Annotated in this window: 14 protein-coding genes; 8 read left to right on the top strand and 6 right to left on the bottom strand. The window is 67.7% G+C overall.

Annotation, left to right across the window (positions count from 1 at the left end; all coding sequences use genetic code 11):
- Positions 1-219: 219 nt before the first annotated feature.
- Both AU197_RS13155 and AU197_RS13150 read right to left on the bottom strand, forming a co-directional pair.
- Complete coding sequence (locus AU197_RS13155; RefSeq protein ID WP_064403141.1) at positions 220-1,800, bottom strand: threonine/serine exporter family protein; 1,581 nt, start codon at positions 1,798-1,800, stop codon at positions 220-222.
- A complete protein-coding gene (locus AU197_RS13150) occupies positions 1,791-2,309 on the bottom strand; it encodes a hypothetical protein (RefSeq protein WP_064403140.1) in 519 nt (172 codons plus the stop codon). The genes AU197_RS13155 and AU197_RS13150 overlap by 10 nt, the downstream gene beginning before the upstream one ends.
- 278 nt (positions 2,310-2,587) lie before the next feature.
- Here AU197_RS13150 and AU197_RS13145 point away from each other — a divergent pair, with 278 nt between their 5' ends.
- Genes AU197_RS13145 through AU197_RS13135 form a run of 3 tightly spaced genes read left to right on the top strand, consistent with a single transcriptional unit; the run spans position 2,588 to position 4,181 of the window.
- Positions 2,588-3,205, top strand: coding sequence for an HD domain-containing protein (locus AU197_RS13145; RefSeq protein ID WP_082696656.1), 618 nt, complete (start codon positions 2,588-2,590; stop codon positions 3,203-3,205).
- A gap of 5 nt (positions 3,206-3,210) precedes the next feature.
- Positions 3,211-3,873, top strand: coding sequence for a DJ-1/PfpI family protein (locus AU197_RS13140; RefSeq protein WP_064403152.1), 663 nt, complete (start codon positions 3,211-3,213; stop codon positions 3,871-3,873).
- A complete protein-coding gene (locus AU197_RS13135) occupies positions 3,870-4,181 on the top strand; it encodes a hypothetical protein (protein WP_064403139.1) in 312 nt (103 codons plus the stop codon). Before AU197_RS13140 ends, AU197_RS13135 begins: the two co-directional genes overlap by 4 nt.
- Before the next feature lie 13 nt (positions 4,182-4,194).
- On the opposite strand, the gene AU197_RS13130 is transcribed toward AU197_RS13135, so the two are convergent.
- Entirely contained in the window at positions 4,195-4,494 is a 300-nt protein-coding gene (locus AU197_RS13130; protein ID WP_064403138.1) for a hypothetical protein, read from the bottom strand.
- A 30-nt stretch (positions 4,495-4,524) separates the two neighbouring features.
- Positions 4,525-4,932 carry a hypothetical protein gene (locus tag AU197_RS13125; RefSeq protein ID WP_064403137.1) on the bottom strand — a complete coding sequence of 136 codons (408 nt, stop codon included), beginning with the start codon at positions 4,930-4,932 and terminating at the stop codon, positions 4,525-4,527.
- A 149-nt stretch (positions 4,933-5,081) separates the two neighbouring features.
- Here AU197_RS13125 and AU197_RS26280 point away from each other — a divergent pair, with 149 nt between their 5' ends.
- Positions 5,082-5,231, top strand: a complete 150-nt coding sequence (locus AU197_RS26280; RefSeq protein WP_156434410.1) for a hypothetical protein — start codon at positions 5,082-5,084, stop codon at positions 5,229-5,231.
- Between the two features lie 91 nt (positions 5,232-5,322).
- Here AU197_RS26280 and AU197_RS13120 read toward each other — a convergent pair whose 3' ends face one another.
- Positions 5,323-5,757 carry a DUF4383 domain-containing protein gene (locus AU197_RS13120; protein ID WP_064403136.1) on the bottom strand — a complete coding sequence of 145 codons (435 nt, stop codon included), beginning with the start codon at positions 5,755-5,757 and terminating at the stop codon, positions 5,323-5,325.
- Between the two features lie 143 nt (positions 5,758-5,900).
- On the opposite strand from AU197_RS13120, the gene AU197_RS13115 reads away from it, so the two are divergent.
- From AU197_RS13115 to AU197_RS13100, 4 genes are all read left to right on the top strand, one after another.
- Entirely contained in the window at positions 5,901-6,560 is a 660-nt protein-coding gene (locus AU197_RS13115) for an MOSC domain-containing protein (protein ID WP_197415532.1), read from the top strand.
- A gap of 214 nt (positions 6,561-6,774) precedes the next feature.
- Positions 6,775-7,734, top strand: coding sequence for an esterase family protein (locus tag AU197_RS13110; RefSeq protein ID WP_064403134.1), 960 nt, complete (start codon positions 6,775-6,777; stop codon positions 7,732-7,734).
- A gap of 66 nt (positions 7,735-7,800) precedes the next feature.
- Positions 7,801-9,357: a class I adenylate-forming enzyme family protein gene (locus AU197_RS13105; protein ID WP_156434409.1), complete on the top strand. Its 1,557-nt coding sequence runs from the start codon at positions 7,801-7,803 to the stop codon at positions 9,355-9,357.
- Between the two features lie 5 nt (positions 9,358-9,362).
- A complete protein-coding gene (locus AU197_RS13100; protein WP_064403151.1) occupies positions 9,363-10,322 on the top strand; it encodes a haloalkane dehalogenase in 960 nt (319 codons plus the stop codon).
- Here AU197_RS13100 and AU197_RS13095 read toward each other — a convergent pair whose 3' ends face one another.
- The gene (locus tag AU197_RS13095; protein ID WP_064403132.1) at positions 10,323-11,507 is read right to left on the bottom strand and encodes an acyl-CoA dehydrogenase family protein; all 1,185 of its coding nucleotides are present in this window, start codon (positions 11,505-11,507) and stop codon (positions 10,323-10,325) included. It lies immediately after the preceding gene.
- Positions 11,508-11,544 lie beyond the last annotated feature (37 nt).

The following is an 11,544-nucleotide window of genomic DNA, read 5'->3' as shown; positions in this document are numbered from 1 at the left end:
TTATCGCTATTATCTGTGTGTCACCGGCCTGGATTCCGCCCGGGGGCTGCGCGCTTGCCGGGGCGCTCAGCCCCAGAGTTGTCGCTGTCAACCCGCCTGCGATGGCAGCCAGCGTGGTCTTGGACAACCTCATGAGGATGCCTCCCGCGGTCGAGCGAATTGAATGCTTCGAATTTATAGCCTGCATTTGCTGCGACCAAACCCGGGGCGTGTCCGCGGCTACTGCTGCTCGCGGCTCTCGTCGCCGGCGGACACGTCGCTGTCCTCGGCTTGTTGCTGCGCGTCCCCGGTGGGCTCCGGGTGCAGCGCGACGCTGCGTGTCCGGGGAATGGTGTCTGGCTGATCCCCGGCTGGGCGCAGGTGCACGACCCGCCCCACCGCACGACGCAACCCCGGTGGGCCCTCCTTGCGGAGGAAGTCGCCGATCCGGCCGGCCCGGAAGCGCAGCGGCGAGCCGATGAACTCGCCCAACACCACCCCGCTGCCCAGGGCCAGCGCGATCGCGATCGCCGACATCATCTGGCGCAGGCCATTGTCGAAGTTGCCGTCCACGGCGAAGGAGAACACCGCGCGAAACACCGCCAGTCCGGGAAGCATCGGCATGATGCCCGCGGTAGCCGTCACCAGGGCAGGGGCTTGCCGACGGATCGAGATCAGCGTGGCGACCAGACCGACACCGACCGCAGCGGCACCACTCGCGAAGACCTGACCGAACCCCGCATTGCCCAACGCGATCAGCACCGCCTCGGCGAGCCCGGCCACGAGCCCAGCAGTGAGGATGGCCCGCAACGGTGCGTAGCTCGCCACGGTCAGGCACGCGCCCGCCAGCGCCGCGCCGAACACCGCGAGCGAGATCCGTACCGCCCCGCTGGGCGCGACGAACGATTCGGTCGCATCGACGTGCAGCGAGATGGTCACGCCGGCGATCTCGGCGATCTGCAGGCCCGCGAGGATGCCCACCACGATCCCCGAGGTCAGCAACACCGCTTCCCCGAGCCGGGCCAGCGAGGTCAGCATGTAGCCGGTCACGGCGTCCTGCATCGCGCCGACGAATGTCAGACCGGACAGCAGCATCACGATGCCGGTGGCCACCATGACCGTCGGTCCGAGATCGGCATACAGGAAGGCCGCCACGGCGACCGAGGTCGCGATCGCGGCGCCTGCGACGTGCTGGAAGAAAAAGGGAGTACCCATGCGGTTGAGCCGTCGCCCCACCTGGTCGATGACCGCCGACGTGATCGCGGCCAGGATGCAGGTCAACCAGCCACCACCGAGGAGCATGGCGATACCCAGCGCGAAACCCGCCCAGCCTGCGGTCGCCAACCACCGTGGGTAGGGGTGCGGCCGTTCGGTCAACTCGTCCATGGCGTCGTGCGCTTGATCGACCGTCACGCCACCGGAGGTGATCCGCTGAACCAGCCGGTCGAGTTCGCCCAGCCGCGTGTAGTCCGTCGACCGGTTGTGCACTGCTCTGACGATCGTGACCGGCGGACTGTCAGCGGTCGGCAATGCGGAGACGATGACGGTGGTGACGAAGATGTCGACGACGCAGTCGGTCAGGCGATAGGCCTGGGCGACGTCCTGGGCGGTCGCCACGACGTCGGCGGTGCCCGAGCCCGAAGACAACATCACCTCGGCGAGGCGGATCGTCAGATCGAGCACCTTGCGGGTGTGCAGGTCCCCCATCCCGTCGGAACGGCGGCGGCGCTGACCCGCCACGGGTGCCGGATCGCGCGGACCGCGCAGCGCATTGCGTAAGCCGCGTCGGACGCGGCCACGCGGCGTTGGATCTAACGGCATCGACGTGAACGATACTGACGCGCGGGCACCATGCCCCAGGCGGCTAATCCCGCTGCGGTACTCGACAACACATGCCAGACACCGTGGTACTGCCACAGGCTGTCGGGCCGGCACAGCGGCGAACCGGTGCGCCCGACGGCATAGGCGGCCAGGCCTAGCACGAAGACCGCCGCGGCGGCCCACCACGCCCACCGCCGCCCCCGTGCGCTGCGGGCGACACCGACCACGCACACCCCCGCCAGCGCGATGATGGGCCAATCGTGGACCGGACCCGCCCACGACGGCTGGGGCCCGTGGAAGGTGAAGCTGCCCACACCGACGGCGACAAGCGTCACCCCTGCGAGTCCCGCCAGCAGCGCTCTACCGCGTAAGGCGCAGCACAGGACGCCGATCCCCACCGCGACATACGTCAGGCTGGTGAGCGCGAGGACGGGCTGGGCGAGATCGGCGGCGTCGATGCGTTCGCAGTCCGAGCGTCCGAAGGCTGCGGCGGTGGTCCAGCCCTGCATGCGGATTCACGATAGCCGTCGACGGTGTCACGCGAGCGAGCCGAGCCGATCCTCCTGCGGATCAGCGACTTTCACGGGCACTCACGGACTGGCGAATTACGCCCAGCAGTCGCCTGTGGCCAGATTCCGTCGGATCCTGTCGATTTTGCCACTAGCCGTCATCTCCGGCGCGAGGCACTGTCATCGGCGTGGCAAACGACGACATGGCCAATCTGGCGGACACGAAGGTCGATGCGAACCGGTGGGGGCTACCCGATACCGAAACCTGCTCGGCGGCAATGCGATACGTAATCGACGTTTCCCCGGGTTTCCTCGCCAACCACTGCGTCCGGAGTTATCTGTTCGCGCGGGAGATCGCCGCGGCCCAGGGTGTGAGCAGCGGTGCCGACGATGACGACGAACTCGTCTTCCTGTCCTGTCTCCTGCACGACCTGGGCGTCACCGATGCCGGTAGGGGTGATCAGCGATTCGAGGTCGAGGGCGCCGATGCAGCCGCGAACTTCCTTCGCCAGCACGGGTTTCCGGCCGATCGAGTCACCACGGTGTGGCAGGCGATCGCACTGCACACCAGCGCCGGTCTGGCGAACCGGTTCGGGCGCGTGCAGTCGGCGGTCTTAAACGGAATCGCCCTCGACATCAACGGTATGGACAAGCACCTGCTCTCCCCCGGCTTCGCCGACCGGGTCCACGCCGCGTGGCCACGTCATGACCTGGGGTACGCGATCGCCGACGCCGTGGCCCGCGATCTATGCGCCAATCCGATGAAGGCTCCCCCGTTCTCGTTTCCAGCGCACCTGCATGAACTCGTCAACGGGTCATCGTTCTCGTTCTTCGATATGGTGCGGGGCTCCGGATGGGGCGATCAGCCGCTGCGCGGCGCCGGTACCGTCCAGTGACGCCGATGCACGCGCAGATCGTGTTGTTCGACGGCTTCGACCCGCTCGACGCCGTCGCCCCGTACGAGGTGCTCGTCGCCGGCAGCGACTTCGTCGGGGGCGAACTCGAAGTCGAGTTCGTTTCGGCCGAAGGTCCACGGTCGGTGGTCAGCGGCTCGCGCGGGATGGCGTTCAATGCCAGCTCCCGCCTGGACCCGGCCAAGCCGGGCTACGTGATCGTGCCCGGCGCGACAGGCCCGCTCGACGGCGACCCCGATGAAGGCGTCGCGACCATCCCCGTCCTGCTCGCCCGCTTCGGCGACACCGCCGCGGTGCCGTTGCTGCGCGAAGCATTTGCCAATCCGGGCATCACGGTCGCGACCGTCTGCGGGGGCTCGCTCGCGCTGGCGATGGCGGGCCTGCTCGACGGTCGCCGCGCCACCACCCATCATCTCGGTGTGGACGTGCTCGAAGCGACGGGCGCAATTCCGGTGTCGGCCAGGGTCGTCGACGACGGTGACCTGGTGACCGCCGGCGGTGTCACGTCCGGTCTGGACCTCGCGCTCCGTCTGCTCGACCGAAGTTACGGGCCGCGCATCGCACTGGCCGTCGAGCAGATGTTCGCCTACGAGCGGCGGGGCACCGTCTGGACCGACACCGGCCGGGAACCGAAGGCCTCGCCACGATGAGCGTCGTCGGTGACTGGGATCTACGGATCAAGACACCGGTCGGAACCCTTGAGGTGGTGTACAGCTTCGTCGAGCTCGACGGCGCGATCGTCGGCACCGCGCAGAGCAGGTCCGAGAACGTGCCGCTGACCGACATCGTCGTGGTCGAAGACGTTGACGGACAACGGGTCACGTGGAGGCAGACTGTGACCAGGCCGATGAGGCTCAAGCTCGAGTTCGATGTGCACGTGCGAGGCGATCACCTGACCGGTCACTCGCGTGCCGGACGGCTGCCGCGCTCTCCGGTCTCCGGTGTGCGACGTGGCTGAGGGGCAACCACGCTCAGTCGTCTTCGGGCCCGAAGACGTCTGCCTGATACCGACGGCGCCGCTGTTCGTCGGATTGTTCCCACCATGGCGGCGAGCCCCGTTCGCCCAACGCCACCTTGGCCGCGTGCACGCCGGCCCGGGCGGCCTTCTCGTCAGCAGTTCCCTTGGTGCGGCGCACTTCTCGACGCCATGCCATCAGTATCCGGGTCAGCTCCGCCCGCCGATCCTCGGGTATGGCCGGATCGGTTGCGCGCCATCGGCGACCGTTGACGACGATGAAGTGGCCGTCATCGGTGAGCTGCGGCTCCCCCATCGGCCGATACTAGCTCCGGCCGAAGCTGCTCTACGGGCACGGCCCGGGGATGAACAGCGACCAGCACCAGCCCGGCGGAAGCGGTGGAGTGAAGTTCGGAGGTGGAGGCGGCGGCGGTGGTGGCGCCTCACCTTCGAAGATGTTCTGCGCGACGTTGCCCTGCCCGTGGTAGACGTACCAGTACGTGTGGCATACGGAGTTGTCCCACACCACGGGATTGATCCGGAGATTTCCGGTCTGCACCGGCGGATCGCCCGGGCACCATCGGCAGGGCCCTGACGGATTCTCGTCCGGACATCCGGGCCACGCTTGCTGCGGCACCGGACCACCCGGAAGTGCCTGGGCGGTGCCCGCCACCGCTCCGAAGCCGGCACTCGCGATTGCAAGCGACATGATTGCCGCGCCGAGGATTCGCTTCGACGTGCGTGCTGTGTTCATGGTCGTCCCTTTGGTCTGCCCGGCGCTCGATAAGCGTCGTCGTGGCAAGTACACGAGGAGCTTTCGGCTACCGATCCCAACAACGCGGTTTTTGTCGCCGTGTGTGCGGGTATCGCTCGGCGAGACCATCGTGGACGAGGAGACAAACAGTGAGCTCACCCGAACAGGCCCCGGACGACGCGAACCAGGGTGAGGGCGCGGAGCAAGGCGTTCCGCCGACGGCTCCCGCATATTCGACGCCGCCGCCCGAAGGCATCCCCTCGGCAGACGACAAGGACGACAAGGACGGAGCCGAGTAGCCGGCGCCCCTAGTGTGCATTCAGATCGCAAATCAACGTCTTAGCACGGCTTTTGACGATCTGATCGCACACTAGCGGAGGCGGCCCGGGGTCACGACCCCTTACGCAGGTCGGCAAGCGAGTTCTGCAAACCGCCGTCCAAGCGGATCTGAATACCGGCCACCGCCAGCATCACCGCGGCAGTCACCAGGTGCACCACCGCGTCGGTGATGTTGTTCGGGAACGTGAACACGTACGCCACCTGGTGTGAGAAGAAAGCCCAAATGCCCGGCAACGCGCCCGCCACCGCCGCGACGAGCAGATACAACACCGACCACGACTTGCGGAACGCGAACACGAGTCCCGGTCCGAACAGGGCGAGCCCGGCCACGGCGTGCCAGCCGTTGTAATCCATCCCCAGTACCTGCGCGGTCGGCGCGTCCGGGCCGGTCGCGAAGCTCGGTTCCACGATGAAGCCGATCACCGCCTGGACGACGTGGAAGACGGCGATGATCAGCAGGCCGATCTGGGCGAAACTCCACTTCACGGTTACACCATTTCGTTTGTCGACACCGCCTCCGCGAATACTACGCTCGGTAGTAGTTCCTTGTTAAGGGTTTTGAGTACTGCGGGCGAAATTCCTGCGAGGCGGGGTGCCCGGTCCGTCGTTAACCTGTCCGGGTGGCAAAAGTGCTGTCGGTGAATGTCGCGCGGGTGCGCGTCAATCCCGATGCGCCGTCGAGGTCGACGGGCATCGACAAGGTCGCCGTGCCCGACCGGGTCGCGGTGCGCGCGCCGGGACCGATGCGCGGCGGCCTCGGTAGCGGACTCGTCGGGGACACGATCGGCCAAACGAAGCTGCACGGCGGTGACGATCAAGCGGTCTACGTGTACGCGCGTGAAGACCTCGACGACTGGGAAGATCGACTCGACCGTCGGTTGACCAACGGGATGTTCGGCGAGAACCTCACCACCGCCAACGTCGATGTGACACAGGCGCGCATCGGTGAACGCTGGCGCGTCGGCGCCGACGGTCTTCTGCTCGAGGTTTCGGCGCCGCGCACACCGTGCCGCACCTTCGCGGCCTTTCTGCAGATCGACCGTTGGATGAAGACCTTCACCGCGGCCTCCAAACCCGGTGCGTACCTGCGCGTCATCTCGCCGGGGACGGTGGGCGCAGGCGATGAGATCTCCGTCGAGCACCGCCCCGATCACGAGGTGACCGTCGAGTTGGCGTTCCGCGCGAGGATGTCCGACGCCTCATTGCTTCCACAGCTGCTCGCAGCCGATGCGTTGTCCGCCGAACTCAAGACCTACGCCCGCAAGCGCCTGTCGGCGAACGGCAGATAGCTCCCACCGCGACCCGGACGGCGCAACGGTGACGCGCCCCACTCTCCGGTAACAGGGCCGTCGCCGGCGCCGACATAACCGTCAGCAGCGGCTACGCGCGGCGAGTCTCCGGATCGAAGCAGCAGCGCCTTGACCGGCAGCCGGGCCACGGCTCGGGTTCGCCCACCGCGGTGACCGCTCGGCGGTATCCCTCGACCAGGAAAGTTCAAGAGCGATGACATTGCGACACAGTTGGGCGCGCCGCATGATGGCCGGCGCGCTGGCGGCCCTGCTCATACCGGGCCTGGTCGCGGCGGTGGGTGGAACGTCCACCGCAGCGGCGTATTCACGACCGGGTCTTCCGGTCGAGACCCTGATGGTCCCGTCGGCCGCGATGGGCCGCGACATCCCGGTCAAGTTCCAAGGCGGTGGCCCGCACGCGGTCTATCTGCTCGACGGCTTGCGGGCCCGCGACGACAACAGCGGTTGGGACATCGAGACCGCCGCGTTCGAGAATTACTTCGAGTCGGGTCTGTCGGTCGTGATGCCGGTCGGTGGCATGTCCAGCTTCTACACCAACTGGCAAAACCCCGCGGTCGGCAACGGCGGAAGCTACTCCTACCAGTGGGAGACCTTCCTGACGTCTGAACTCCCGGCGTACCTGTCCGCCAACAAGGGCGTCTCACCCAGCGGCAACGCGGTGGTGGGCCTGTCCATGTCCGGCAGCGCGGCGTTGATCCTGGCGGCCTACCACCCCGGCCAGTTCCGCTACGCGGCGTCCCTGTCGGGCTTCCTCAACCTCTCCGACGGCATCTGGCCGCTGCTGGTCGGCGTCGCAATGCGCGACTCGGGCGGCTTCAGCGCCACGGCGATGTGGGGCCCACCCGGCAGCTCGGCCTGGAAGCGCAACGACCCGACGGTCAACGTCGGCAAGTTGGTGGCCAACGGCACCCGCATCTGGGTGTACTGCGGCAACGGCGTCCCGTCCGAGCTCGGCGGCGGCGGCGACATCGCCGGCCAGTTCCTCGAGACCATCACGCTGGACAGCAACAAGAACTTCCAGCAGGCCTACGAGGCGGCCGGCGGCGGCAACGGCACGTTCAACTTCCCCGCCAACGGCACCCACGGATGGGGCTACTGGGGTTCGCAGCTAGCCGCGATGAAGGGCGACATCCAGGCCACGCTGGGCGCCTGAGCGTCCTGACGCCACCGGGCGACCGCCTCGTGCGATCGCCCGGTGCGCGTTGGAGACAATCACTGCGTGACGCAGCAGCCACGACCGACTGTTCCCGCCCTCCTGGCGCGCGCGTGCCACGAGTTCGGCGACCACACCTATCTGGTCACCCCGACGGATCGACTCACCTACCGCGAGGCGCATGAGCGCTCGGCGCGCATAGCGCGGTGGCTGCTGGCTGAAGGTGTCGGCAAGGGGACCCGCGTCGGCCTGTTCTTTCCCAACGGGGTGGACTGGGTCCTTTGGTGGTTGGCCGCCTCCCGCATCGGCGCGCTGGTCGTACCGCTGAGCACGCTCTACGCCCCGGCGGAGATCGCCAAAGTCGCTCGCCTGGCCGATGTCGCGTTGATCGTCGCCCCGAGCCGCGTGCTGAGCATCGATGTCGCCGACCGATTCGAAGCGGCCTGGCCGCAGTTGGCGACCCAGCACGGCGGGCGGTTGGCGATGACGGAGGCCCCCTACCTGCGTCGCATCGTGTTCGTCGACGGGCCGGTTCCCGGCTGGGCCACTTCGTACGACGGCGACACCGACGGCCTATCCGATGAGCTGCTGTCCGCCGCGGAGGCCGAGGTCAGCCCAGCCGATCTCGCCGTCGTCATCCACACGTCGGGCTCGACGGCGGATCCGAAGGGCGTCATGCACACACACGGCACGCTCGTACGGCAGACGTCGACGTGGCCGAACGCGATCCGTGCGGTATCCAAAAGCGAAGGGGCAGTGTGTATTCTGTGCGCAATGCCGTTCTTCTGGGTCGGCGGGTTGCTCGCGGCCACCGGTGCGCTGCACGAACCCGTCACCGTCCTGGCCATGCCGCGGCTGGACGCCGAGGGCGCACTCGATCTCATCGAACGCGAGCGGGCCGCCGGGGTCATCGGATGGCCCGCGTTCACTCAGCGGCTCCGTGAGCATCCGAGCTTCCCCGATCGCGATCTGGCGTGCGCGCCCATGCTGCGCGACGGGCCACTGGACATCGCGATGGTCGACGTACCCGACGGGTATCCCGTGCACCGCACCATGTCCGAGACCGCGGGCGGGTTCGCATACACCGACATGTGCATCGTCGACGACGCCGGTGCCCTGGTGCCGGACGGAGAGGTCGGCGAACTGCTGATCCGCGGTATCGGCGTGATGGCCGGCTACAACAAGCGGGAGCGGTGGGAGACCTTCGACGAAAACGGTTGGTACCACACGGGTGACCGCGTCTACCGCAGACCCGGCGACCCCCGGCTGTTCTACGTCGGCCGCACCACCGATATGATCAAGGCCGCCGGCGCCAACGTCTCACCGCTCGAAGTTCAAGCGGTCATCGAAGAATCCCCGGGCGTGGCACAGTGTCTGATACTCGGCATCGACGATCCCAGTCGCGGGGAGCAGGTGTGCGCAGTGGTCGTACCCACCGCCGCCGACATCGACATCGAGGCACTGGCCGCGCACGCCCGCGCGCACCTGTCGGCATACAAGGTGCCGACCCGCTGGGTGCTGGCCTCCAGTGACCAGATCCCGATCCTGCCCAGCGGAAAGTTCGACCGAAAGACGCTGAGCACCATGATCGCCGACGGCGTCCTGGGATCGGTCGCCCTGTGATCGAGATGGGTGTCCTGCGCACACCCGACGACCGTTTCGCCGCGCTACCCGGCTACCCGTTCGCCCCCGCCTATGTCGACGTGCAGACACGCGGAATCGGCCCGCTGCGAATGCATTACGTCGATGCGGGACCGTCCGACGCGCCCGTCGTCGTGCTGCTGCACGGACAGCCGACCTGGTCCTACCTGTACCGCCACGTCATCGGCGCGCTGTGCGGGGCGGGCCTGCGCGTGATCGCACCCGACAACATCGGCTACGGCCGGTCGGACAAGCCCACCGACCCGACGGCCTACACCTTCGAGCGCCACATCGACTGGGTGCACAGCGCGCTCACCCGGCTGGACCTGACCGATATCACGCTGGTCGTACAGGACTGGGGCGGACCCATCGGGCTCAGCGTGCTCGCACGCGAGCCCGACCGTTTCGCCCGCGTCGTCGCCACCAACACGATCCTGCACACCTGCGACCCCGGCCTGGCGGGCAGACTCGAATGGCCGCACCACGCCGTCGGCGACAATCAGGTGATCCACCAGGAGACCCTCCTCGACTACGTGGCGTACTACCAACGATCGCCCGAACTCGTCCCCAGCGTCTTCCTCGACGCGGTGGCCGGACCGTTGAGTCCGGAGGTGCGAGCCGCCTACGACGCCCCCTTCCCCGACCGCTCGTTCACCGCGGGCCTGCGCCAGATGACCGCATTGATTCCGTTGACACGCAACGACCCTGGAGCGGTCATCGGCCGCGAGACCATGGCCGCGCTCGGCGATTGGCGGCGGCCGTTCCTCACGGCGTACTCCGATGGGGATCCGGCGACGCGCGGTTGGGACACGGTCTTCGCCGACCACATTCCCGGCGCGCACGGTCAACGCCATACGACGATCACCGGTGCGGGCCACTTCGTTCAGGAGCAGCGGGGTGACGAACTCGGCCGCATCATCGCCGAATTCGTCTCTCGCACCGGGTGATCAGAGGCCGAACTGGTCGTCGATGATGCCCAGCCAGACCTGAGCCGCGTCCATCGCCACCTTCTCGCTGATGAACGCGTGCTGGGTGCCGGTGTACATGTCGCGGAAACCACGTTCCAGCCGGCTGCCCTCGCGAATCGAACTGGTGCCGGCGACCAGATGCGCCCATTCCGCGCACTGACGAGCCACGTCGGTGGCGTACACCGCGGCTACCCTCATATCCGCGCGCAGTACCGGGGTGAGGTCCTCCCCCGCGCCTACACGGGCTTCTGCCGTGGCGAACGCATCGAGCACCAGCAGCCGCGCCGCCCGCCACGCGGCCACGTGGTGGGCGAGCCCCTTCTGGAACGTCGGCCGACTGGCCAGCGACGCCATGTCACTCATGCGGAACTTCGTGGCGGCCAGCTCTTCGACGTCGTCGAGCATGCTCTTGGCGACGCCCAGCGCCCACGACGCGTGCCCGGCGGCGGTGACGGGCATCATGCCCATCCGCGTCGCGGGTGAGGATCCACGCATCGGCTCACGGGTGAACAAGGCGAACGTGCGCTCGGCGGGCACGAACACGTCCTCGACGCTGTAGTCGTATGAGCCCGTCCCCTTGAGGCCCTGCACATGCCAACCGTCGTTGAAGCTGACCTGTTCACGCGGCAGGATGGCGATCTGCATGTCGGGTACACCTTCGCTGACCCAGCGCATCTCGGTCCCGTCCATCGGCAGGAAGCCCGCCGCGACATACTGCGCGTGCCCGATCCCCGAACCGAAGCTCCACGACCCGGTCAGCCGGTAGCCACCGGGTACGGCGACGCCCTGACCGTTCGGGAAGAACTGCCCGCCCATCGTGACCCGGTTGCCGTGCTCGGTGAAAACCTCGGCGAACCCGGCATCCGGCAGGTACGCGGCAGCGGCGAACGACGACGGCAGGTTGGCGATGCCGACCCACCCGAAAGAGCCGTCTTGCCAGGCCATTTCGATCCACGTCTCGATCATCTCGGCGAACGACGGTTCGCGGCCACCGGCGGGAACCGGATTGAACGCCGTCATCAGCCCGGTGTCCCACATCGCTTCGACGACGGCAGGGCTGAGCGTGCGCAGTCGCTCCGACTCACCGGCTTCGGCCTGCACGATCTCGCGCAGGGCGCGCGCCCGCCCGGCGATCCCCTCGGCGGCTTCCAATGTCGACGTCATCAGTCCTCTTTATCAGCCATCGTCGCACCGCACATAC

It is taken from the genome of Mycobacterium sp. IS-1590, assembly GCF_001500025.1.
In the GTDB taxonomy this organism is placed as follows: domain Bacteria; phylum Actinomycetota; class Actinomycetes; order Mycobacteriales; family Mycobacteriaceae; genus Mycobacterium.
Note: the sequence above shows the minus strand (reverse complement) of the source record. Positions and strands in the feature narration are given on the sequence as shown.